19 protein-coding genes are annotated in these 25,706 nt (G+C 41.8%); 13 read left to right on the plus strand and 6 right to left on the minus strand.

Features of this window, described 5'->3' with window-relative positions; translation table 11 throughout:
- Window positions 1-34: 34 nt before the first annotated feature.
- Window positions 35-1,036 carry a ubiquinone anaerobic biosynthesis protein UbiU gene (ubiU, locus tag HWQ47_RS20030; RefSeq protein ID WP_269967795.1) on the plus strand — a complete coding sequence of 334 codons (1,002 nt, stop codon included), beginning with the start codon at window positions 35-37 and terminating at the stop codon, window positions 1,034-1,036.
- Window positions 1,037-1,050: 14 nt separating this feature from the next.
- Window positions 1,051-1,914, plus strand: coding sequence for a U32 family peptidase (locus HWQ47_RS20035; protein WP_269967796.1), 864 nt, complete (start codon window positions 1,051-1,053; stop codon window positions 1,912-1,914).
- Between the two features lie 79 nt (window positions 1,915-1,993).
- On the opposite strand, the gene HWQ47_RS20040 is transcribed toward HWQ47_RS20035, so the two are convergent.
- Window positions 1,994-2,674, minus strand: a complete 681-nt coding sequence (locus HWQ47_RS20040) for a hypothetical protein (RefSeq protein WP_269967797.1) — start codon at window positions 2,672-2,674, stop codon at window positions 1,994-1,996.
- Window positions 2,675-3,248: 574 nt separating this feature from the next.
- Between HWQ47_RS20040 and HWQ47_RS20045 the strand changes: the two genes are divergently transcribed.
- The 3 genes from HWQ47_RS20045 (at window position 3,249) to HWQ47_RS20055 (ending at window position 8,961) form a co-directional block, all read left to right on the plus strand.
- Window positions 3,249-4,604 carry a YjiH family protein gene (locus HWQ47_RS20045; RefSeq protein WP_269967798.1) on the plus strand — a complete coding sequence of 452 codons (1,356 nt, stop codon included), beginning with the start codon at window positions 3,249-3,251 and terminating at the stop codon, window positions 4,602-4,604.
- A gap of 163 nt (window positions 4,605-4,767) precedes the next feature.
- Entirely contained in the window at window positions 4,768-8,463 is a 3,696-nt protein-coding gene (locus HWQ47_RS20050) for a two-component regulator propeller domain-containing protein (protein WP_269967799.1), read from the plus strand.
- Between the two features lie 90 nt (window positions 8,464-8,553).
- Complete coding sequence (locus HWQ47_RS20055) at window positions 8,554-8,961, plus strand: CBS domain-containing protein (protein WP_269967800.1); 408 nt, start codon at window positions 8,554-8,556, stop codon at window positions 8,959-8,961.
- A 77-nt stretch (window positions 8,962-9,038) separates the two neighbouring features.
- On the opposite strand, the gene HWQ47_RS20060 is transcribed toward HWQ47_RS20055, so the two are convergent.
- Entirely contained in the window at window positions 9,039-10,415 is a 1,377-nt protein-coding gene (locus tag HWQ47_RS20060) for an NCS2 family permease (RefSeq protein ID WP_269967801.1), read from the minus strand.
- 561 nt (window positions 10,416-10,976) lie between these two features.
- Between HWQ47_RS20060 and HWQ47_RS20065 the strand changes: the two genes are divergently transcribed.
- The 4 genes from HWQ47_RS20065 to torD are packed head-to-tail and all read left to right on the plus strand — an operon-like array spanning window position 10,977 to window position 15,566.
- A complete protein-coding gene (locus tag HWQ47_RS20065; protein WP_269967802.1) occupies window positions 10,977-11,147 on the plus strand; it encodes a periplasmic nitrate reductase, NapE protein in 171 nt (56 codons plus the stop codon).
- A 55-nt stretch (window positions 11,148-11,202) separates the two neighbouring features.
- The gene (gene torC, locus HWQ47_RS20070) at window positions 11,203-12,381 is read left to right on the plus strand and encodes a pentaheme c-type cytochrome TorC (protein ID WP_269967803.1); all 1,179 of its coding nucleotides are present in this window, start codon (window positions 11,203-11,205) and stop codon (window positions 12,379-12,381) included.
- A gap of 20 nt (window positions 12,382-12,401) precedes the next feature.
- Window positions 12,402-14,894: a trimethylamine-N-oxide reductase TorA gene (torA, locus tag HWQ47_RS20075; protein WP_269967804.1), complete on the plus strand. Its 2,493-nt coding sequence runs from the start codon at window positions 12,402-12,404 to the stop codon at window positions 14,892-14,894.
- A 51-nt stretch (window positions 14,895-14,945) separates the two neighbouring features.
- Window positions 14,946-15,566, plus strand: coding sequence for a molecular chaperone TorD (gene torD, locus HWQ47_RS20080; RefSeq protein ID WP_269967805.1), 621 nt, complete (start codon window positions 14,946-14,948; stop codon window positions 15,564-15,566).
- Window positions 15,567-15,714: 148 nt separating this feature from the next.
- On the opposite strand, the gene HWQ47_RS20085 is transcribed toward torD, so the two are convergent.
- Entirely contained in the window at window positions 15,715-16,974 is a 1,260-nt protein-coding gene (locus HWQ47_RS20085; RefSeq protein WP_269967806.1) for a DEAD/DEAH box helicase, read from the minus strand.
- A gap of 311 nt (window positions 16,975-17,285) precedes the next feature.
- On the opposite strand from HWQ47_RS20085, the gene HWQ47_RS20090 reads away from it, so the two are divergent.
- Window positions 17,286-17,807: a YgjV family protein gene (locus HWQ47_RS20090; RefSeq protein WP_269971805.1), complete on the plus strand. Its 522-nt coding sequence runs from the start codon at window positions 17,286-17,288 to the stop codon at window positions 17,805-17,807.
- A 48-nt stretch (window positions 17,808-17,855) separates the two neighbouring features.
- Here the strand turns inward: HWQ47_RS20090 and torS are convergent, their stop codons facing one another.
- Window positions 17,856-20,825 (minus strand): TMAO reductase system sensor histidine kinase/response regulator TorS, encoded by a 2,970-nt coding sequence (gene torS, locus HWQ47_RS20095; RefSeq protein WP_269967807.1) that lies wholly within the window; start codon window positions 20,823-20,825, stop codon window positions 17,856-17,858.
- Between the two features lie 160 nt (window positions 20,826-20,985).
- Between torS and torT the strand changes: the two genes are divergently transcribed.
- Window positions 20,986-22,026, plus strand: a complete 1,041-nt coding sequence (torT, locus tag HWQ47_RS20100; RefSeq protein WP_269967808.1) for a TMAO reductase system periplasmic protein TorT — start codon at window positions 20,986-20,988, stop codon at window positions 22,024-22,026.
- On the opposite strand, the gene torR is transcribed toward torT, so the two are convergent.
- Window positions 22,023-22,754 (minus strand): two-component system response regulator TorR, encoded by a 732-nt coding sequence (gene torR, locus HWQ47_RS20105; protein ID WP_269967809.1) that lies wholly within the window; start codon window positions 22,752-22,754, stop codon window positions 22,023-22,025. The genes torT and torR overlap by 4 nt on opposite strands.
- Window positions 22,755-23,000: 246 nt before the next feature.
- On the opposite strand from torR, the gene HWQ47_RS20110 reads away from it, so the two are divergent.
- The gene (locus HWQ47_RS20110) at window positions 23,001-23,378 is read left to right on the plus strand and encodes a PilZ domain-containing protein (RefSeq protein ID WP_269967810.1); all 378 of its coding nucleotides are present in this window, start codon (window positions 23,001-23,003) and stop codon (window positions 23,376-23,378) included.
- Window positions 23,379-23,774: 396 nt separating this feature from the next.
- Here HWQ47_RS20110 and HWQ47_RS20115 read toward each other — a convergent pair whose 3' ends face one another.
- Window positions 23,775-24,350: a sugar O-acetyltransferase gene (locus HWQ47_RS20115; protein WP_269967811.1), complete on the minus strand. Its 576-nt coding sequence runs from the start codon at window positions 24,348-24,350 to the stop codon at window positions 23,775-23,777.
- 765 nt (window positions 24,351-25,115) lie between these two features.
- Between HWQ47_RS20115 and HWQ47_RS20120 the strand changes: the two genes are divergently transcribed.
- A complete protein-coding gene (locus tag HWQ47_RS20120; protein ID WP_269967812.1) occupies window positions 25,116-25,478 on the plus strand; it encodes a VOC family protein in 363 nt (120 codons plus the stop codon).
- The last annotated feature ends 228 nt before the right edge of the window (window positions 25,479-25,706 follow it).

The raw sequence follows: 25,706 nt of genomic DNA on the forward strand, positions 1-25,706 counted from the left end.
AAATCAAATTTTGGGAGCATCTCGGAGCAATAATATGGAACTGTTGTGCCCAGCAGGTAATTTGGCATCATTGAAAGTAGCCCTCAATGCAGGAGCCGATGCCGTCTACTTAGGCTTAAAAAATGATACGAATGCACGATCATTCGCGGGTCTTAACTTTACCCCAAAAAAATTACAAGAAGCCGCTGTATATACTAAACAACAGGGCAAGAAGATCTTCCTTACTATTAATACATTCCCTAAACCCGGTGAAGAGAAACGTTGGTATGAAGCGGTAGATATTGCGGCTAACACGGGTATGGATGCCTTAATCATCGCCGATCTGTCACTGCTCGATTATGCCCATACTCATTACCCGCACATGCCTCTACATCTGTCAGTGCAAGCTAGTGCAACAAACCTAGGGGCTCTGAAGCTTTATAAAGAGGAGTTCAATATCCAGCGGGCCGTATTACCAAGAGTGTTATCGATGAAACAGGTAAGAGACTTAAGTAAGGTTACTCCGGTTGATCTTGAAGTCTTTGCTTTCGGTAGTCTATGTATTATGGCGGAAGGCCGTTGTCATCTCTCATCCTATATAACCGGGCAATCACCAAACACTGGCGGTTCATGCTCACCAGCCAAACATGTTCGCTGGCAAGAGGAAGGCTCAAACAGATTAACTCGCCTCAATGAGGTCTTAATCGATAAGTCTGGCATCAACGAACAGATGGGATATCCGGTAGTCTGTAAAGGTCGCTATACCACGGAACATAGTAGCGAACCGACGCACTTGTTAGAATCGCCTACCAGCCTCAACACCTTAAGCTTGTTACCTGAATTGGCCAAAGCCAATGTCGTCTCGTTAAAGATAGAGGGGCGTCAACGCAGCCCCGCATACGTTGAGCAGGTTACCAGCGTATGGCGCCGAGCCATTGATACCTACATGAACGATCCTGAAAACTATCAAACTCAAGCTGAATGGAATCGAGCATTAGCAAAGGTTTCTGAAGGGCAAACGACCACTTTGGGTGCCTATGAGCGCACCTGGCAATAATTGAGGAGAAAACAATGAAAGCATCACTCGGCCCTATCTTATATTGCTGGCCCAAAGAGAAAGTTATCGAATTTTATACTCAAGTTGCCAACAGCAGTATCCCTCTCGTGTATCTAGGAGAAACCATTTGCAGCCGTCGTCGCGAACTAAAGTTTAGCGACTATTTGGACTTAGCACATATGTTAAAGGCTTCAGGTAAAGAGGTGGTGATTTCAACCTTAGCCTTGCTTGAGGCACCCTCTGAGTTTACAGAGTTAAAGAAACAGGTCGAAAATGGTGAGTTTGTCATAGAAGCTAATGATATGGGGGGCGTCCAAGCAGCAAAAGAAAATAAACTGCCTTTTATCTGCGGACCAACGATTAATAACTATAACCTTGCCAGTTTGAATACCTTGCATAAATGGGGAATGCAGCGCTTTGTCATGCCAGTTGAACTCTCTAAACATTGGCTTGACAGTGTTATCTCTGTTGAAAAGCCTAAATTTGAAATAGAAGTGTTTGGTCATGGTTTCTTACCTCTTGCACTATCGGCTCGTTGCTTTACCGCAAGACAAAAAGGGTTAGTTAAGGATAAATGCCAAACGATCTGTATCGAAAACCCTAAAGGGCTGTTGGCTCAAACACTAGAATCACAACCTCTACTCAGGTTAAACGGCATACAGACACAATCAGCGGCATGCATTGATTTGACCTCTGAGCTGTCAGTCATGAATGAGATGGGTATCGATTACTTTCGAGTGTCTCCATCTAGCATGCAATGCATTGAAAAGGCCGATAAACTATTTGATTTGATCCATGTAACGACAAACTCGAGTACCGATCCCAACTGTAATGGCTACTGGCATCAAGAAGCTGGATTTAATCATTTAGCTGGTTAGAAGTACAAGCTTTAGGGCTTTAGGGCTTTAGGGCTTTAGGGCTTTAGGGCTTTAGGGCTTTAAGCCCTAAAGCAGCCAGTTATATTCGAATTTTTGCGCTTCTCACCATGCCACAGCACCAAGCCAGAAAGAGTGCGAGACTAAGCCACTCTAAAGCCACTGGACACCATAATATCGGTCTGGGTACCTCCATCACCATCTCTTGATAAAAAGGTTGATCGCTGCCAATTAAACCTAGGTTCATATGAGACAAGAGTATAAAGCAGCTAAAACTGATAAAGGTTAATGTGCCAGTAACTATATTCCATCTGGAATAAAAAACACCTCCATTCCATATCAGGTATACACAAAATAGTGCACTACTACAGGTGCCTAAATAGAAGAAATATTTAATCGCGGCAGTGTGCAGATGATAGACATTGACAGGAAAAAGCCCGACAGCCGCCAAACAAAAAAATGTTCCAGCCAGAGAGAAAAAGAGAGGATATAGCCATTTATTATCGACTAATTGGATTGAAAAAAGAGCAAATAAACTCATGCTCAAGCTACCAAAAAATAGCCCTCCGTTAATCATCACCGCTAGTGTCGAGTGACCATAGTGACCTAACTCACTAAGAGTATGATTTAAAAAATTAAAAACATTCCCTTCAGAATCTTGAAAAACAGCAACCGATAGCACGATACTGATGAGAAGTCCTGCAATCCCAAGAGCACCAAACTTATAGGCTAGACTCGACAGTCTTTTACTCTTATCTACCATATTCCTTTAGTGCACCACTCTCCATATCCATATATAGAATCAAGTTTTATTCACGAGGTCTCGCGCAAACCCTCACTATTCAAATTTAATAACCATAAAAAATGTTTTGTTTTCAAGATAAACTACTCGAATATAGGTAAAAAAACAAAAATGATAGTGATTACCACTCATTAACAGCAATGAATCAGTTAACTAACGCCCATTCCAACACAATGAAAGTAATGTCATACGTTCGATTAAAGCGATAGACAAAACACACTAAACAATGTCGCTACAAAAAATCATCAACCACAACAAAAACACATGAGCAATACTTTGTATTAACATGCATTTTACCAAAAACACTCTAGCTAAATCCATCGACTGTAAGCTACAATATAAATACTCAAAAAGATGCAATAACTATTCTCCCATGATGTGGATCACCATAGGATTAGATAGGGTTTTACATCGCGGAAATTAGGAGGTAACCTTGCCTTCCTTGAGTTGAATGGATATTCAAACACAATTTGAATTCCGATAAGATGATAACGTCTTTCAATTATGCCGAATCGGTAATTTAGAGTATAAAAAAGTGGCTGAAAAACAAAATTATAACATTAGAACCATACTGACATTTATTATTCCGTCATTAATAGGCCTGCTTCTATTCGTGACGCCGATCAGTTATCAAGACGCAATTACTATCCCAATTGCTATCATTTCTAAAGGATTGCAAGCATTTCTTGGGGATTCATTAACTGCGATAGTAACGGGTGTCGTCTGTTTGACTGCTGTCGCCTCCATCCTCACCAAGCTGTTCAAACCTGCTTTTATTACGCAACATAGTTTTTTTAACTCATTGCTCAACGTGTCACCTATGTGGCTTATTATTCGTACCTTAGGTGCAGTATTCATTCTGCTTACATTCGCACAAATTGGCCCCGAAGCAATCCGCTCCGGTAACACAGGTGCATTAGTACTCAATGATCTGCTTCCTGTACTATTTTGCGTATTTATTTTTGCAGGTATGTTGTTACCCCTTTTGCTCAATTTCGGTTTATTAGAGATGTTTGGTACTTTACTGACAAAGGTGATGCGTCCAGTATTCAACCTTCCAGGCCGTAGTGCTATCGACTGTATGGCCTCTTGGTTAGGCGATGGTAGTGTCGGTATCTTAATGACGAGCAAACAGTATGAAGCTCGCTTTTATACTCAAAGAGAAGCGGCTGTAATTGGTACCACATTCTCAGCGGTATCGATAACCTTCTCTCTAGTCGTCATCTCTCAGGTTAAATTAGAACATCTGTTTGTGCCCTTTTACCTTACTGTCTGCTGTGCTGGCATTATCGCTGCCGTCATAGTGCCTAAGCTGCCACCTTTATCATGGAAGAAAGATATTTATATCGATGACACTCCAAGGCACCCTGATGATGAAATGATCCCAACAGGCAAAGGTGTTTTCTCATGGGGATTAGAGCAAGCATTAAACAAGGCTTCTAAAGCTGGTGGCCTGAAGCACACGTTTAATGATGGTATGAAAAACGTCATTGACATGGTGTTTGGTGTTATCCCAGTGGTCATGGCTATTGGTACGCTTGCGCTTATCGTTGCTGAATATACGCCGATTTTCGACTATTTGGGAATGCCTTTTATTCCACTACTGGAACTACTACAAGTCCCTGAAGCCGCTGCTGCATCGAAGACCATTGTGGTAGGCTTTGCCGATATGTTCCTGCCTTCAATTCTAGCAAGTTCGATTCAATCGGATATGACACGTTTTATTATAGCTGCGATGTCAGTGACCCAACTTATCTACATGAGCGAAGTGGGAGCACTGCTAATAGGAAGTAAAATCCCGGTTAATATACTCGAACTCTTTGTCGTATTTATCCTTAGAACGTTAGTGACTCTGCCTGTTATCGCTGGTATCGCTCATCTAATATTCTAATAATCCAACTCAGCTTCAAACTAAAAAAGAGTGGCAATTGCCGCTCTTTTTTTATTCAAAAATTTGTCACTTCCCCCCTCGCACTTTTGTAATTTACTACTAAACTTAACAACTTAACATTCATAAACATAAAGTGGTATAACTCTATCAGATGAGAATTCTCATGTTATTTTTACTCTGGTTAATTGGTTACCCCCTTTTAGCCATGGAAAACCAACCAACTTTTGATGCTTATACAGCCGAACAAGGGCTGTCTATGAATACAATCAATGACATAGTGATAGATGACAAAGGATTCCTCTGGATAGCCACTCAAGCCGGTCTAAATCGATATGACGGCAAACACTTTAAACTATACCAAGTAAGCCATCACAATAAAGGTCCAACAGATAAACATATCAAGAAGCTATTTTTTGGTCAGAAAAAGCAGTTATGGCTGCTAACTAATGGCAATGGTTTAAACTTATACCAACCAGAATCTGATACTTTTATACCATTTAATGAATCCAATAGTCCCCTACCCAATAATGAGATAGTCGATCTCGACCAAGATGTTAATGGCAACCTATGGTTAGCGACTAACAGTAATGGACTGCTGCTCTTCTCACCCAGCGAAAATAGAATAATCGATCACCTCTTTTTATCCGCAGGTAATAAGCGAAATAGAATAACCAAAATATTAGGAGATCAATTTGAGCGGCTCTGGGTTGTATCAGATAAAGGCTTGTCATCGGTCGACAAGGGAAACAACATCACCAACTACCCCGAAATAAATCACCTTTTAGCTGGGAGCATCACCAGCTTAGAAGTCGATGAAAATAATACTTTATGGATTGGTACTAAAGAAAAAGGACTGTATCAATTCAATATCCCAACCAAATCTCTCAAACCTATTTCAGCAACTTCACAACTCAATGGCGACACCGTCAACCTACTTAAAAAAGACATCTATGGTCATTTATGGATAGCGATTCACGGCAAAGGAATAGCTAAATACTCTCCCCAATTAAATAAATTGTATTTTGTCAGTAATTCAGCAGCAGATAACAACAGTCTTAACAGTGCCCATATCACCTCCTTTACCATAGATAGTGAACAGCAACTCTGGGTTGGTACTCAAGGTAATGGACTCCACAAGACATATCTGGAATCTGAAAGCTTTGGCCCTAACAACATGGTTAACCTAAAAGATAAAGTATTAGGTAATACCAATGTCAGAAGCATATACAGAGATCGCCATCAACAGCTTTGGATTGGAACAAGCACAGGTTTATATCGAGCTCACGAAGACATCAACAATGAGATCATAGGTTTTTCCCTATTTGATATTACAGGTTTCCAAATGAGTGATCTCTTCATCAGCTTCATCCAAGAAGATGATCAAGACCGGCTTTGGGTGGGTACCAGGGGCAAAGGTTTGTTTATTTTTACCCTCGATAAACTTAGTTATATTCACTACCAATATAATGCTGACAATATAAAAGGACTACCCAGCAACTACTTATACAGTTTATATTTCGATCGTGATAATCACGCCTGGATCACCACTAGAGATGGTGGAGTAGCAAAATATATAGATGAAGAGCAAGGTTTTATTCAATACAAGCATATCAAGGGTGATGTTAACTCCCTACCGAGTAATGAGATAACCAAGCTGATCCAAGATATCGAAGGCAACTACTGGTTCACCTCATACGATAATGGGCTGAGCAAATTAGACAGCCAAGGTCAATTTACCCATTTTAACACTCAAACCGAATCACCTATTCCCTCTCAACATTTGATGTCGATCCATTTGGGCGATAACAATACTTTATGGGTAAGTAGCACTGATGGGGTATTTTCATTTAACAGCCAAAGTTACGAAACTGAGCTGTTTAACACTGAAGCTGGATTAATCGGTAATCTGGCTTACTTAACAATCATGGATCACACGAAAAACCTCTGGATTGGTACCGCTTCAGGTTTGAGCATGCTCAACACTCACAACTTTAACATCAGAAACTTTACTTATATTGATGGACTCCAAGATAATGAATTTAATTTTGGTGCGGGTTTCATCGATACCGATAATCACATTTATCTAGGAGGGATCAATGGATTTAATCACTTTTTCCCCTCCCAGTTACCTCAATTGTCCCATCCTAACCAACCCATATTGGACACGCTTACCATTTTAAATCAATATCAAACAAACAACTCAGAGACACAAACATCGAGCATTATTCAATCTGAAAAAATAACACTCCCCTACCAGCAAAGTATATTTTCCCTCTCGTTTCTAAGTCCATCACTGCACAGAGCTAAGCGCTTAAAATATGAATATAAAATGTTAGGTTTACATGACAACTGGTTAGTTGCCAACGCCAACCAAACAACTCAATTTACCGGACTTTCATCTGGAAGTTACTCTTTCCTATTAAGAGCAAAAGATATCGATGGCAAGTACAGTCCGATTCGCAGACTCGACATAAAAATATTAGCAGCACCTTGGTTATCCTGGTGGGCCTACACTCTCTATATTTTAGTTTTTATCACACTATTTTTTCTGCTTTATTATTCAAGGATTAAAAAGTACAACCAACAAAACTTGTTACTTAAAGAGATTGCGCAGAGTGAACAAAGGTTGCAGCTTTCATTATGGGGAAGTGGTGATGAGTTTTGGGATTGGAACATTACCAACAAACAAATTGTTCGCACCAATGTATTTCTTAAATACCCAGATAATGAAACTCACCTCAATGACACTATGATGCATAGCGTTCACCCTGAAGACCTTCCAGATATAACCACTGAAATTGATGCCTGTATGAATAAAGGCAAAGACAAGTTCGAACTAACCTACCGCTCTAAACTCATCGATGGAAACTGGCTATGGGTACTAAATCGTGGACAAGTCATTACTCGGGATAACTTAGCTCGTCCAACAAGGCTCGCCGGAACGATCAAAAATATTCAATCACAGAAAGAGACTGAATTCGCTTTACGATCATTAAATCAAGATTTAGAGAAAAGGGTATTGAGTCGAACCAACGAATTACAACAAAGTAACGATGAGCTCAAAGCAACGCTCAAAGAGCTAAAATTGACCCAAACTGAGCTCTTAGACAAAGAAAAAATGGCAACATTAGGAGGTCTAGTTGCCAGTATTACCCACGAAATTAACACGCCTATAGGGGTTAGTGTAACTGCAGCATCTCATCTGCAGACCTGTGTCGAAAGGTTCAATCAACACTATGCTAGTGGAGAGGTATCCCATGAAGAGTTTGAAGAATATCAAGTTGAGGTTGTCGATTGTTCAAAATTAATGCTCACTAATCTAGAACGAGCTACAAAGTTGATACAGAGTTTCAAAAAAGTCTCAGTGGATCAATCACATGAAGATATCAGAGAATTTAACCTAAAGAGTTATTTGGATGAGATTTTCTTATCGTTAAACCCAATGCTCTCTCGAACGCTGCACCAATGTCATTACCAATGCCAAGACAATATAATCGTCAAAAGCAACCCAGGTGCATTTTACCAAATTATCAGTAATCTCATCAATAATTCCATTGTGCATGCGTTTCCTAATGGCCGTGTGGGGAACCTAAGTCTTAAAATTATTATCTCAGAGTCAGACTTTGAGATCCTATACAAGGATGATGGCTGCGGCATGACTGAAGATGTACAGCAGAAAATATTCTCCCCATTCTTTACCACTAGACGTGGCAAAGGCGGCAGCGGCTTAGGTATGAACATTGTTTATAACTTAGTGACACAAGTCTTAAAAGGACAAATAAAATTATCCTCGACAATCGATGAAGGTTGTCTTTTCAAGATATCCCTACCTCAATCAATTCTAGTCAAAAAGATATGATTTTATTGCCTATTTTATCACCTAGATGTTATATATATACCTTGTAGTGAGTGCAGTTATATCTCTACTTAACATAAAGGGAGTGCCATTATGGATATAATAGTATCGCAAATAATGACCGGTAGGGTTGTCACCATAGAGATGGATGACAGATTAGTGATTGCAAAAGAGATCTTCGATAACGCGCCATTTCATCACCTATTAGTTGTCGAAAACGGCGAATTACAAGGTGTCCTCTCTGAACGAGATTTTTTACGTGCATTAAGTCCAAATATTGGCAATGTTAATGAAACTGAACGAGACAGCGATACCTTACTCAAACGTGTCCATCAGGTCATGACTAGAGATCCTATAACCACAAGTCCCAACAAATCAATTAAAGATGCCAGCAAGCTATTACTTGAGCATGGCATTGGCTCACTACCTGTATTGGATCTAGGTCAATTAGTTGGCATCATCACTTGGAAAGATCTGCTACGGGCATACTCAGACTTATAGACCAGCACCCATTATCTTATTTAGGCTAAGATCAACCAACGAACTTTGCCTAAATAAGAATAAGTGTATGACTAAAACTAAATAGCCCAACCACCCATATAAAAAATGACCAAACCTAAGGTTATCGCAACAATACCAGGTTTTAATTGACGCCACTCACCACTACAAAGTCTGCCTATCACTAAAGTGACAAAACCAAGCATAATACCGGTGACAATATTACAGCTTAAGATGATAAACACGGCGCAGGTGAGTCCAGCCATCGCATCAACCTTATCGTTAAAATCAAGCTTAGTCACATTACTCAACATCAATAAACCCACATACATCAACGCTGGTGCAGTCGCATAAGCTGGAACAAGATAACTTAATGGCGCAAGAAACATCATCAATAAGAATAAAATACCAACAATTGTTGCCGTTAATCCTGTTTTACCACCCGCAGCGGTACCCGCAGCTGATTCTATATATACAGCTGCGGGAGCACCACCGACAACGCTAGCCACAATGCTGCTCACTGAATCTGAGGTCAGCGCTTTACCGCCGCTGACAATATTGTCATTTTCATCAAGCAACTCAGCTTGCCCTGCAACCGCTCGGATGGTACCTGTGGCATCAAAGATTGCCGTCATCACCAAGGCTAATACTATTGGTAATACTACAGGGTTTAATGCTCCCATGATGTCCAACTGACCAATCAGTGACTGTTCAGACATTAGGTTAGGCCAAGCAAATAATCCCTGATATTGCACCGCTGGATCGAATATCAAACCAAACACTGACAGGGCAATAATCACAATAAGAATACCGCCTGGAGTACCACGACGTTCTAAGCCTATTATCGCCGCAAGACCGATGATCGCAGCCAAAACAGGAAGACTATGAATGTCGCCAAGTTTGACGGGTAAACCAGCATCACTAGCCACAATTAATTGCACACTGTTAGTCGCAATCAAGAGTAAAAACAGACCAATGCCTATGCCCGTACCGTGGGCGATACCCTTAGGTAAATTAGTCAACACCCACTGACGAATTCCAGTCACGCTCACCAATGTGAACACCACACCCATCAGAAAAATAGCACCTAAAGTAACAGGGATGGAGATCCCTTGTCCTAACACCATGCTAAATGCGGTAAAGGCGGTTAATGAAATAGCACAGCCGATCGCCATGGGTAAATTGGCCCACAGTCCCATCAACAGCGAACCAAAAGCGGCTATTAAACAGGTCGCAATAAAAACAGCACCGGTGTCAAACCCTGCCGCTCCTAACATATTTGGTACAACAATCACTGAATAAACCATTGCGAGGAAGGTGGTTAAACCTGCGATTAATTCACGTTTCAACGTACTACCGCGTGCAGAAATGGAAAAGTAACGATCCAGTAAAGAAACTAAACTTAGAGCTTGAGTAGATGTAACATCTTGCGTAGGGCGAGTCTGTTCGGACTGCATAATCTTGATACCTTTCTTTGATCTCTGAAAATTTGGAAGGCGATGGCAGGTAAGAGCCCCGATATATCGGGTGAGAGATCCACTTATACGATGAGTATTTAAAGTGACCTGCGTGCTGTTCAATAGTGACGAATATGCCACAATTTTTCGCTATACCCGTGCTTTCTCCATAAAGAAAGTCAATGGCAACACAGCCTTTGTTGGCGGCGGATTCTACAGTAATATTTAAAAAGGACAAAGTGCAAACCATGCAAATTGTGACTTACCTTAATGCAATTAAATTGACTCACAACACGCCTACATTTGAGATCGACTGCGGCTATAATATTAATGGAGATGACTCATCTCAATAGTGGAAAGAGTCATCACATCACCATTTTGCACAGCCAATAGCTGTGCGCCTAAACTTTAAACTACCGAGTTAAACAATAACTGCAGATGATATCTGTTCATATTCTTTCATATTTTCATAAATATCATTCATTCATCGTATTACTCTTGTTCACAAACATGCTTTATATTGGTGTAATCAAAGATCAGATCACATAAAGAGAATCTATTATGGCAGATCAACAGCTAACAGAGTCACCTTCTGAAGTGAAATCTAAAGAATTAAAGGCCTTAGGTTTCATCATATTTCTACTTTTCCCAATACTCACCTTCATCGGTGTTGGAGCTTACGGCTTAATCATTTGGATAATCCAAACTTTGAGTGGCGTCGCAGCTCACTAACTCCAAGCCTGAATAGTTTAACAATAATAAATTTAAGATTTTAAAGGATACTGCTATGAAGTGGATCATGAATATTTGGCGCACGTTAACCAAGCCAGCCAAATTTCTTACCTTAGGCTCGATTAGTCTTTCAGCCTTCCTAATGGGCGTTATCTTTTGGGGCGGCTTCAATACCGCGCTAGAGATGACCAATACCGAAGAGTTCTGCATTAGCTGCCACAGTATGGAGAGTATTCCATACAAAGAACTACAAGATACAGTGCATTGGTCAAATCACTCAGGTGTACGGGCAACTTGCCCCGATTGCCACGTTCCACACAACTGGGGACGTAAAATAGCCCGTAAACTCGAAGCATCTCATGACGTATGGGGCTGGATGCTACAAACGGTTAATACTCCAGAAAAATTTGAAGCGAAGCGCTTAGAGATGGCGAGTCGCGAATGGAAACGTTTCGATCTTGATAACTCTTTAGCTTGTAAAAACTGCCATAGCTACGACTCAATGAAGTGGGAAAGCATGTCTAAGCTTGCCCAAAAGCAGATGAAACGCGCTGCTGAACTCGATCAAAGCTGTATTGATTGCCACAAAGGTATTGCACATAAATTACCAAACATGGGCGTTGCTCGTGCACCGGAGCTAATCGCTCAAGTGGGTCGCGGTGTCACTTCACCTGAAGACGGACAAGCTTACTACTCTGCACTGACTAAACCACTTTTCTTCAACGCTACTACAGACGTTGAAGCCGGTACATTAAACATCGCGACTAAGGTGACCATTTTAGAAGCTGATGGTAACCGTGTAAAGATTGCTATCGATGGCTGGCGTAAGAGAATAGGTGCTGGACGCGTTATCTACTACGATTTCGGTCTAAACATTCTATCAGCTCAGTTAACTAAAGATGCAGCCCAAGAAGAGGGTGTAATGGAAGTGTTTGAAGAACAAGTGGATCCATTAACCGGTCTTACATGGCAACGTGTCGAAGCTAAGATCTGGACAGATAAAGAGTACTTAATTACCGATCTGCAGCCACTTTGGGATTACGCACGCTCAACGTACAACACTAGTTGTAGTGTATGTCACACTCAACCTGCAGAAGCACACTTCGATGCCAACACTTGGCCTGGTATGTTCCAAGGCATGATAGCCTTCGTCAATATGGATCAAGACACACAAGCTTTGGTTCAGAAATACCTACAAGAGCATTCATCTACTTTTGATAAGTCTGCGCACTAGCACTAAATAGGATTAAGAAAATGAAAAGAAGAGATTTTCTAAAAGGATTAATATCAACATCTTATGTAGTCCTAAGCGGTGCATCAGTACTTGCCCCCCTCAATGCGCTAGCGGCAGCAGGTGCCAAGGATGATGACGTTTGGTTGACTACCGGTTCACATTTTGGCGCATTCAAAATGAAACGTAAGAATGGTGTTATCGACCAAGTCATTCCCTTTGACAGTGATAAATATCCATCGGATATGATCAATGGCATAAAAGGCCTAGTGTATAACCCATCACGGGTTCGCTACCCTATGGTACGCTTAGATTTTTTACTTAATGGCTTTGAAAGTAACACCAGTCAACGCGGCGACTTTCGTTTCGTTCGTGTAACTTGGGACAAGGCATTACATCTATTTAAAGACTCTCTCGATGAGGTACAGACTAAATATGGTCCATCGGGTCTTCATGCGGGTCAAACAGGCTGGCGTGCAACAGGTCAACTGCATTCATGTACTAGTCATATGCAACGTGCTGTTGCCATGCATGGTAATTTCGTTAAAAAAATAGGCGATTACTCTACTGGTGCAGGTCAGACAATCTTGCCATACATCTTAGGTTCGACCGAAGTGTATGCACAGGGCACCTCTTGGTCACTAATCCTTGAAAAGTCGGACACCATTGTTTTATGGTCCAACGATCCTTACAAGAACCTACAGGTAGGTTGGAATGCTGAAACACATGAGTCATATGCCTATCTTGCTCAACTTAAAGAGAAGGTTAAACAGGGCAAGATCCGCGTGATCAGTATTGACCCTGTTGTCACTAAGACTCAAGAGTATCTAGGATGTGAGCAACTTTACGTTAACCCACAAACCGATGTGCCGTTAATGTTAGGTATCGCCCATGAAATGGTGACTCAAAACTTACATGACACTAAGTTTATCGAAGGATATAGCTTAGGTTTCGATCAATTCCTTCCTTACCTCATGGGTGAAAGTGACGGTATTCCTAAGACACCTGAATGGGCATCAACAATATCAGGTGTCAGTCCTGAAGTTATCCGTGATTTAGCCAAAGTCATGACTAAAGGCCGTACTCAGATAATGATGGGCTGGTGTGTTCAGCGTCAACAACACGGCGAACAGCCTTATTGGATGGCTGCAGTACTTGCCACCATGATAGGGCAGATTGGTTTGCCTGGTGGCGGAATAAGCTATGGTCATCACTACTCAGGTATTGGTGTTCCTTCATCGGGCGCGGCAGCACCTGGCGCGTTCCCACGTAACTTGGATGAAGATCAGAAACCTATCTTTGACAGCACTGATTTCAAAGGTGCCAGCAACACGATCCCTGTCGCACGTTGGATTGATTCAATCTTAGAGCCGGGTAAAACTATCGACTCTAATGGTTCGAAAGTGACCTACCCAGATATCAAAATGATGATATTTTCAGGTAACAACCCATGGAATCATCATCAAGATAGAAACAGAATGAAGAAAGCCTTCATGAAACTGAAATGTATTGTCTCTATCGACATGAACTGGACAGCAACATGTCGTTTCTCTGATATTGTTTTGCCAGCTTGTACCACGTTTGAACGTAACGATATCGACATCTATGGCAGCTATGCCAATCGTGGTTTGTTATCGATGCAAAAGATGGTAGAGCCCCTTTATGAGAGTTTGTCTGACTTTGAGATTTTCACTCGTTTTGCAGCCGTTTTGGGCAAAGAGAAAGAATATACCCGTGGCATGACGGAAAGAGATTGGCTAGTTAAGTTATATAACGATTGTAAAGCGGCTAACGCAGGCAAGTTCGACATGCCTCTTTTTGAGGAGTTTTGGCAAGCGGGTTACGTTTACTTTGGTGAAGGCAAGCCATGGACTCGTCACGCCGACTTCAGAAACGATCCGGAGATCAACCCACTTGGTACACCTTCTGGTTTGATTGAAATCTTTAGCCGTAAGATTGCTCAATATAACTATGACGATTGCCCAGGTCACCCGACTTGGATGGAAAAGGCTGAACGTAGTCATGGTGGACCCGGTTCGAAAAAATTCCCAATATGTCTGCAATCTTGTCACCCAGATAAGCGTCTTCATTCGCAGATGTGTGAATCGCAAGAGTTCCGTGAAACATATACGGTAAAAGGCAGAGAGCCTGTTTACATTAGTCCAGCGGATGCAAAAGAGCGCGGGATTAAAAGTGGCGATATCGTTCGTGTGTTTAACGATCGTGGTCAGTTACTTGCCGGCGCAGTGGTATCAAATAATTATCCACAAAGTATTATTCGTATTCAAGAAGGTGCATGGTATGGCCCTGTTGGACCCAATGGTCATAAAGATGGCGGTGCCGTCATTGGCGCAATATGTAGCTATGGTGATCCAAACACGCTTACGCTAGATATTGGTACATCTAAGCTAGCTCAAGCCTGTTCAGCTTATACTTGTCTGGTTGATTTTGAGAAATACAAAGGTAAAGTACCTGAAGTCAGCTCATTTAGTGGTCCTATTCAAGTTCAGATTTAGTCTTATACCAATTAGCATAAGGAATTAGTTAAGCGTATGGATGGTAGTGATATGAATAAAGCGGCAATAAATCAGGCAAGAGCGATGGTCTATCGACTTCTCTCATCCCTGTTTGCTAAAGAAGTTGATCATCAAGTTTTACATGAATTAACAGGTGAGCAAGCACAAGCTTTCTTAGCACAACTTGCTAGTGAACCTGCATTCAAACAAGATATCGGCACATTAATATCTATTCTGAATACGCTAAAAACAGATAAGGCGCTATTGGAACTAGCAGCGGATTACTGTGGTTTATTCCTCGTGGGATCTAAACACAGTGCTTCGCCCTATGCCAGTTTATACCTTAATGGTAGTAGCCATGAAGCACCTCTGTTTGGAGAACAGCATCAACAGATGGTGCTCTTTCTTAAGCAGAGTCAGCTACAAGTTCAGACAAGCTTTCCTGAACCTGCCGATCATCTGGCTGTGATTTTAGCTTACGTAGAATACCTTTGTCTGCACAGTGATAAGGCGACTCAGCTGAACTTTATTGAGTCCAACCTTAATAACTGGCTCGATAACTTTACCGCTAAAGTCATCGAATGTGACAGTGGACAGTTTTACAGTGCACTTGCTCGTTTGACACAAAACTGGGTAGCATCTGATCTTGATGATTTAAAATCAGAGATGTAAACAGTTTAATATCAAAAAAAGCGCTGAACACTCAACGCTTTTTTATTTTATACCCAAACTACTTGGGTATGTATGGACTCGAACGACTTGTCTTCTAACTGTTACCCGATCTGCCTCTAACCCCTTGTTCCTAAACTGACGTTATGGATTAACGTTGCCTGCTACGACCGCCTGCCGCTCTGCGTCTAGCGCGTTGTTTCTGCGCTGACTTACTGTTTTTTCTTAAATCAGGCGAACTTTTAGTGAGATCCGGTTCGAAACCAGCCAACCATTGCTGAGGTAACCGCGTATCGAGCACTGCCTCAACTTCTTCAAGCAACAAAGCATCCTCTTCACTATACAAAGTGATAGCAATACCTGAATTTCCAGCTCTACCTGTACGACCTATACGATGAACATAATCCTCAGCGATAAAGGGCAACTCATAATTCACCACCACAGCTAATGACTCAACATCCAGACCTCGAGCCGCAACGTCGGTAGCAACCAGCACCTGCACTTCCCCCAGCTTAAACTGCTGTAACACCTTTTCGCGGGCACCTTGAGAGAGATCCCCATGAAACGCCAGAGCCTTAATACCCGCATTAATCAAGGCTAAAGCTATTTTATCTGCCCCCTGCTTCTTACGGCTAAAAATCAACACTTGTTGCCACTTTTTAGTGAGTAATAGATGACATAATAGTTCAATTTTCCGCTGTGAATCGACTGCATAAACACGCTGCTCAACCTTTCCAGCAGCCGCATTTCGCTTACCCACTTCGATAAGCTTAGGCTCCTTAAGCAAAGCCTTACTTAATCCAAATACAGCATCATCAAATGTGGCAGAAAATAACAGAGTCTGTCTCTGCTTTGAAACCTGTTTAAGAATGGCATCAATCTCCTCCTTAAACCCCATATCGAGCATTCGATCAGCCTCATCAAACACTAAAAAAGCTAACTGTTTAAGGGTAAGCGAACCACGCCTTAAATGATCAAGCAAACGCCCGGGGGTCGCGATCAGTATGTCCACTCCAGCCTTTAAAATATCGGATTGAGCATCGATACTCACGCCGCCATAAACAATCGCGCTATTAAGGCTCGATAGCTTGCCATATTTAACAAAACTATGGTGCACCTGCAATGCGAGCTCACGAGTAGGTGTTAAAATTAACGCTCGAACTGGCTTAATCTCAGTGTCTAACGGGTTAATTTGGCCTTTCTCGCTAGATACCTGCGTGCTTAGCTGGTTAATAATAGGCAAAGCAAACGCTGCCGTTTTCCCGGTGCCGGTTTGGGCTCTCGCCATCACATCATACCCAGCTAAGATCACAGGAATGGTTTCAACCTGCACCGCTGTTGGAACAAGGTAGCCCAGTTCAGACAAAACAGTGACTAAATCAGCACTTAAGCCCATTGAAGAAAAAGACATAAAAAACACCAATAAGAAGCCCAACAACATTGACGTGCAGTGTAACAGAAAGCGACTCTTTCCCCGCCAAATATCTCAATAATGACAGACTGTTGGGCTCCTCATCGCTGCTTTCGATGGGGAGTATCCCGCTCACACTACGGCTCATTTTCCTTTTACTCTCGAATATAAAACGCAATATAAAAGCAATGTGGATCACAAAGAGCATAATTAGCACCGACTAAATTAGATAAACACATCAAGATCACAGTTCTTCTGTTCAAAATAACGACAATAGCCCGTTGTTAAATTTTATCGGATTATCTGTTTCAGTGTTTGACGTTATTCATCACGCTCTCGCCCAAGGTATAGGTTTCATCTCCATGTTTATAGCCTGGTGGGCAAACGCACAAAAAAAGGATCAGAAGCTCCTTACTGGGAACATAGTTGCAGCAAGCTTAACCTCTATTCACTTAGGCTTACTCGGAAGCACTCTAGGTATGGCTAACCAGCTGTTGAATATGGGGCGATTTTACTCTGGTCGTTGCTGCCGCCTTCCCATACTCGCGCCCATTTTCGCTTCACTGGCTATACTTCTGGGCTGGTTTTGGGCTCAACATTGGAGTGAGTGGTGTGCCGTCTTTGCCGCTGTCATCATGAGCTTTGCGCTCATCCACACTTCAGGGATCCAACTACGATTGGCAATGCTAGTAAGCAATATCTGTAATTTAAGCCTGTCACTTCATCTCAATTCCTGGTCTGGGATCTTATATCAAGTGATCACCATCGCGATCATCGGCTATCAAATTAGAGAAAGCCTGCGCCCCCAGCAGTTTATTAGCGAGATCCCTTAATTAAAGAAGCTCTTCATGAAAAATCGAGTCTAAGGCAAGCAGATCTGACTAATGTTCAATGAGCTTAGTTAATATAAAAAGGGAATCCCGATGTAACCGTTCCAGCTCTATATGCTCATCCGTGTAATAATCTAATTTTTCAAGGCGCTTACAGAGCTCAGATAGCGCCATCAATCCCATGCTGGCGCTACTCCCTTTTAGCGCATGGAGCACAGTATTTCGGTTTTCACTTTTCTTAGACAATGCAGACAATTGAATCTGACTTGAGTCTCGAAACAGATCCAGCATCTCAACTACCGCCCCTACACCCAGGTACTCGACATCTTGTTTTATCTGTTCTAGATCGATTAAATCATCTTTATCGACTACACCATCCCTCTGCTTATTAAGTGGATTCGCAACGCCAACCCATGGGGCTAACAGCTGCATGTTCAGAGGTTTACCAAGTACAAGGTCAAACCCCATCGCTTGATAGTTGGCCATGTCATCGGGTTGAATTTGTGCCGTAAATGCCGCAATTTCCACATTGTGGCAGGCTTGATGGGCCATCTCTCTTAACTCATTTAATAGCTCGAGCCCTGATCCATCACCCAACTGAATATCCAACATGATGGCATCGAAACTATCGACACCACTTTTATAAATCTGGCGAGCCTCTGCACAACTGCTCGCGAGTTCGGACTCATGCCCTAAGTGTGCGAGAAAGCCTTGAGCCACCATCGCATTCACTTTATTATCCTCTATCACCAAAATACGTTTCTTGTTCACTTCTCTTTGCCGTTCCTGAACATATTCATGAACTTGATCGCAGATAATAAGCGGTACATTAAAGCCAAAACGACTTCCCCTGCCCACTTCACTTTCAACCCAGAGTGGCAAGTAATGATCTTCAACCACCTTATCAGTGTCATACCCAGATGTACGACACATAAGATCCACCAGCTCTTTACTGATGGCAAGTCCAAGGCCAGTGCCTCGAGAACGCCCCTGATTCAGATGCGTACTGTAAGCTTTAAATAGCTGCTCTTTAGCTTGTTCACCGATCCCCATTCCAGTATCTATAACAGCAAAGCACAAGGCTCTGTCATCAATCCAAACTTTTAATCTCACTTCGCCTTTTGGGGTGAACTTAATCCCATTACCAATGAGGTTAAACAATACTTGGCGCAATTTAGGACCGTCGATATTGATCCAGTCTGGCAACTTTGAACAGTCAAGCACTAGGTTTAGCCCTGCAAGACCCGCCCCTGCGAGCATAATTGCAACCACATCATCGAGCAGATCCTTGATTGCCACAGGACGAGGTTCATTCGTTAACTTTCCTTGTTCTAATCGTGAAAAATCTAAAATGTCATTGAGTACAGTCTGCAGTAAGGTGCCACTATATTGCGAGAGCGCTAACATCTGTTTCTGAGCGACTGGAAGCTCTGAATGTCCCAGTAATGTCAGGGTGCCTAACAAGCCATTTAAGGGGGTGCGGATCTCATGGCTCATGGTCGCTAAAAAGAGGGATTTGGCTTGATTGGCCTGCTCAGCCATATTTCGTGCTTGCGCGTGCCCTTTTGCTTCAGAATCTAAGCGTTTGTTGGCAATTGCCAGTTCCTGTGTACGCGCCTCAACTGTTATTTCCAGCGCAGCTTTATGTTCACTGAGGTCATCAGCGCTCTCTCGTAACTCACGCTGAAGTTTCTGATTATGTGCTGTTTTTTGCTTAAAAGCCTCAATAGCACTTGCCATCGCGGTTAGCTCATCGTCACCATAGGAGTTTATGGCCACTTGAGTATCTCCCAAACTCAACCTTGAAAGCGCATAGGTTGCTTCATTTAACCTTACCGCTATCCCTTTATAGATCACTCTATAAACGACAAATAAAATGACAATTAGCATCAATATGCCAGTTCCCATAAGCCCGGCCTTAGCCCAATCTATTTGCTGCAGATAATCAAGACGGGCCACTTCAGCCTCTTGCTGCTGAATAGACATCGCATGGTCGACAGTTTGGTTAAGTTCATAAAGTTTATTAGAAAGCATTTGCAGCTGCTTATTTTGCGCAGCCATCAAATATATGTACTGTTTTTGTATGCTTAGTCCTTCTGAAACTCGCCTTAACACGACAAACTCTTTCTCTAATTCTCTTGCCCTAACCGGATCCCTTACTAGGCCTTTAAGCAGTTCCAGAGCCATGAGATCCACTTGTATATAAGGTTCTGAAGTTGAGTTATTGGGATCGATATAAGTTTGAGGTGTAGATACCGATCCAGATGAAATGGGTAATGCAGTAGACGACATCTGTGACATGCTGGTAAGCACAGTCGACAAACCGCTTTCCAGTTGAGGAGATTGAAGCAGTTGACCAATAAGAGCAACATTATGAACCAGTTTTAACGCGCGATTAAGGCGTTCTTGAATATCGATATCATACTCTATTACAGTATCGAGCAACTGAGCACTTCTCTCATCCCCTGCAATCTCAGGGTAAGCCAAGCTCAACTTCGCGAGCACAGAGGAATCAACCACGGCCAACTCGGCTTCAAGCAGTTTAATGCTATTACTCGACGCTAATACTAGGGCTTCTCCTTGTTCCGTTAGCATGCCTGCTACGGACAATCGTGTTCCAACTTGTGTACCGAGTTGTGACAGATCATAAATGATCTCTCCAGCGGTCAATTCAAGACGCAAATCGCTTTGAACCTGCAGGCTTTTAAGCTTAGCGATAGCACGGAGCATGTTAGCACTATTGATTGATAAATTACGTCCAATAAACTGCCGCAAGTGCTCCTCTTCTACTCTGCCTAACGCCTGGGCATTCTCAGCCAGAGCATTTGAAGATTGCGCCAACTCTCTAGCCGCTTCTGACGCAGGCAAAGCTTTGTCATAGAGGTAAGCGTCGGCTTGATTAACCCAATATAAACTCATATTTCCTAATGAGACCAAGAGCAATAATAGTAAGCCAAGGACACCAAAAGCTAACATTAATCGTCCGACCAAACTTTTTCTTGATAGTGATAAAGGACTCACTCTTATTCCTTCTATGACTGATATAATATATACCCAAGCTACCTCAAAGTGCTGAATCCTGCATCTTGAAGTGGTTTGGGTATATAACTCAACAACACTAATCTATGGGAGTTAGTTAACAGTGCCTTTCAGCAAAAAGATATCAATAATTGTTTGTATTGTGTCATTTTTTTTTACTCCACATATATATGCGCAAACCTGGTCATTAGAGCAACGTAGTCCCTTTAATGTCAAAATTCAAACGGTCAACAAGCTTGCATACACACCTTTAATACAAACCAGTAAACCATGGAAAATCTGCGCTTTAGTTCCTCACTTAAAGGATGCCTACTGGATTGGTATAGATTATGGCTTGGTGCAACAAGCTAGCAAACTTAAGATTGAACTCCAGCTATTTGAAGCTGGCAGCTATTATGAAAAAAATAAACAATTAAACCAACTCACCAAGTGTATGAAGGGCGACTTTGATGCCATTTTACTCGGCGCAGTCGACCCCCAATTACTTGCATATTACCATGGCCCTATCACTAAGCCAGTTATCGCACTGGTGAATAGAATCGATAGCCCAAGTATCACAACTCGAGTCGGGGTTAACTGGTATCAGATGGGCTGGAATGCAGGCCAATTTATAAAAAATAACCTATCCACAGTCTCAAAACTAAATGCAGGGAAAAAGGTCAATGTCTCGCTGCTTACCGGCCCTGAAAAATTGGGAGGAAGTGACTGGGTAGATCAAGGTATTTTAGCTGCTCTCAAAGACAGTAGAATAACCATATCTTCAATACGCCACACTGATAATAGTCGCAATCTTTATCGAGATCAGCTGCATCACCTACTTGAGAATCAAAATCCAGACTACATTTTAGGCAGTGCAGTCGCCATAGAAGCAGCTATCGGTGACATCCGCATGAAGAAATTAGAAACTCAAGTAAAGCTTGTTAGTAGCTACCTATCCCCAGGCATTCTCAGAGGATTATTCAGACATAAGGTCGCTTTTAGTAATGATGATCTTGTGGTATTGCAGGGCAAGCTTGCAATCGACGTGATAGTCAAAGCGCTGGAAGGTGAACTTATCACCGGGGATATTGGGCCTAAGATCCAACAGATCGTTAGTAAGGAACTGAATCAACATAATATTAAAAACAAGCTTAATATTAGTTTAGCTCCCGCCGATTTTTACCCCATCTATAATGTGGATTAATCCTCAACCTTGGCTGAAAATAGATAACCTTCACCATGAATTGTCACAAACAGTTCAGGATTAAGTTTATTACGCAATCTTCTGAGGATCACATCTATGGTTCTATCATTGACATCTTGATTTCGATGACTCGTCTGCTGCATAAGGCGTTCACGAGATAGTACCTGCTGGGGATGGAGTGCAAATGCTGCTAATAACTCAAATTCGGCCTTAGTTAACTTGATAATATTTTCACCGTGGAGTAATTTTCGGCTATTAAGCTCAAGTGCATAACCATCGAATATAATCACATCGTCTTTCTTTTCAAGTTGTGCAATCACCTCTTTCTCAGCCTTACGCACAAGGGAGATACGCCAGAGAAGGTTCTTCACCCTGACAAGTAGTTCACGTAGCTCAAAAGGTTTAGTCACATAATCATCGGCCCCCATTTCAAGACCAATAATCTTATCGATGGCTTCATCACGGCCGGTAACCAAAATGATACCGACATCAGAACGACTTCGCAGCTCCCGAGTCAGACTTAAGCCATCAACACCAGAAGTCAAACTATTGATGCCTTGCAGATTAATATCAAGAATAACGAGATCAATATGTTGACGATTAAACTCATGCCACATTTGCTCGCCATTTTGAGCCTGATGGACACGGTAGCCCTCCTTCTCAAAATACCCTTTTAATCTCGCACGAATGACAGACTCATCATCGACAACCAACACGTTATACGCCATGGTGCATATTCCTTACAGTAAAACGATTTTCATTTTTCATATTTTTTCATATTTTTTCATATTTGCATATAAGCAATGTGTAAAATATCCTTTTTGAACGATATTCGTCCAACTTTTAATAGGTTTTATCGGATCTTGGCTAATTATCTTGATAGAATTTTTACACCTATCGCAAAGTGGCATATGCTTATAACTAAGCATATAAATTTTTTAGATGCTTTCTAACTTGTACATTAAGGATACCTTATGGATGAAAGGCGTCAGTTTTCCCGTATTTTATTTGATACCAAAGCCTATCTTAATCAAGGCGATAAAATGTGGACGACTAAAATTCATGACTTAAGCCTCAATGGAGTACTCGTTGAAAAGCCTGTGGACTTCGCCCCTAACGAGAAATCAATCACATTAGGCTTCTCCCTTCCAGACTCAGATATTGAATTAGGTATGGAAGCGACACTCGTGTACCAAAAAGACAACCTTTTAGGACTAAAGTGTGTCCATATCGATGTAGAAAGCATCAGTCACCTTAGGCGCATATTAGAACTTAACCTAGGCGACTCCTCCCTTCTCAATCGTGAATTAGAGAACTTTATTGATGCACATGATATGCCGACCTTGGAATGAAGGTTGATTACACTTTCTATATGTTAACTTTTGTCTGAATTGGTACCGGGTTGGATTGTTGAAGATTGTACTTCCATTGTCATCTATTGACTGCCGCAGGTGCCGTGTATGGATACACCAATGTCGTGATCACATGGTCAATGATGTTCCCTACATCATAATGACATTTCCCATATCCCTATGGGTCAGATGTGAAAGAACGACCTTACCTCTCGCTCAAAGAGTTTCACTGGGTGAAACTTCGCCCTGAAATCGAAGTCCTCAAGCTCACTTGCACCTGTTAATAAGTCTCTTCGATTTAGCTTTAATTGGTAAGGACTAACTCGTTTCAGCCCCATTGTGTATTGTAACGGTGGCGGTGCATAAGATTTTTGGAAAACTCAGTCTCCTTATAGCCTATTCGTTCTCATAACCCTGCTCATTCTCATCAATCATCCTGATTAACTTAGCAGGCGTCCCACCATACAGTGAATCAGGCGGCACATCTGTATTAACAACTGAGTTAGCCGCAATCACAGCTCGCGCACCAATGGTCACACCTTTGTTGATCACAACATTACCACCAATCCACACATCATCCTCAATGGTAATAGGACCGCAGATGGTTTCCCAGTTACGACGTTTGAGATAGTTCAAGTCGTGGCTAGCACAGTAAAGTTGCGTGTTAGGGCCAATCAACACGTTATTGCCAATAGTAATTTTGGCACCATCCAGCATAGTTACATTCATGTTGATGAAAGTTTTTTCTCCAATCGAAATCGTCTTGCCGAATTCACAATAAAATGGAGAGCGGACTATACTAGAAGCCGAAATATTGCCCATTAGCTGTTGAAACTGTTCACTACGTTGAGAGTTATCTGTATTTTGGTTAATGGCCTGCAATAAATTCGAAGCATTTTGACGGATATGATTAATACTGTCTGCACCGCCGTCAAAGTCTTTGCCTGCAAGCATCTTTTCGAATTCGGTCATATTGTCTCTCAACTTTATTATATAGGTTTGTTGAAACAACATTGTATCACTTGCAGTGTCACCTACTCCTCACCCCATTCGTAACTTAGCGCTAGTGCACACTTCTTGTTACCTCACGCGCAAAAAGCACCCGAGTACGCCTTACGCAGAGTGTCTCAAAGTGATATCACAACTGTGTTGGTAAGTATTATCCAAAAAAAAGTTGGAACCCAAAGAACCTAAATCGAAGAAATTAATATTCAGGTGTGAATGCGGCTGTGACCTTCGACAGCAGGGCGAGATTTTACAAGGTGAAACTCTTCAAGTGGGAGATAGAGATATCGAACTGGCCTTTTAACAGGGAGGTTATTGGCTGTCATAGAGCCCACAGGTATTGTGCTTTACAACGATATCCCTATCTAAAGCCAGTTCAGCATCCATGCTTCTCGTTCGTGAGCTTGAAGCTGCGCTTCACTCACCGTGTCGCAGAAGTGTTTACACGTTCAGGCCGTTCACTCACATCCGTGTGATCACGACATTCGTATATCCATATACAGCACCGCCGCAGGCTATAGATAACAATGGAGCTATGATTCCCAACAAACCATCAAACACTAAACCGGCCAAATGAACTCAATCTAAAAAGATACTTCAAACTTATTATTCGACAAGTAAAGACAACTGACTTTAACTCATCTAGGGTAACTTGCTCATTGAACAGAAACGACTGACAAGATATGTTGATTACTCATAGGCAACTGTATTTTAAGCCACTAGGTGCATGTAATGAACTCAACAACCGTACCAATAATCAGATATCAAAATGCAAGAGAAACAATGTCATGGCTATGTGATGTCATTGGTTTTGACGTTTTCTTAGAGATCTCTGGCAACGATAACAAGATTGAACATGCGAGACTAACACTAGGGTCGAGTATGGTAATGCTTGCATCTCTTGGACGTGATGGTCAGTTCGAAAGTAAGTTTAAGACTCCTCGGACTGTTAAATGTATTACACAATGTACATCTATTTTCGTGGAAGACCCCAGTGTTATTTATAATAGAGCTGTTACTGCTGGTGCAAATATCGTCCAAGAAATAGAGCGCTTTGAATTTGGTGGTGAAACTTTTATATTTGAAGAGATTTAATACCAATTACATTAAATATGTAGTCAATTCAGAGGCGCTCAAATTTTTCAATTCAAGGCGCATTGATGAGAGAATGGTTACTCCCTTGTTAGTCAATGCAAAGCAGAAGTGGAATATTTGAGAGCCTCCCACAGGGCGGGTTTCAAAGCCCTGGATACTGTGTTGAATGATTTAGATATAGAATAACTATTAGCTTCAACCATCCGCCTAGTCTTCAGCACTTTGAAT

The organism is Shewanella sp. MTB7, assembly GCF_027571385.1.
In the GTDB taxonomy this organism is placed as follows: Bacteria; Pseudomonadota; Gammaproteobacteria; order Enterobacterales; family Shewanellaceae; genus Shewanella.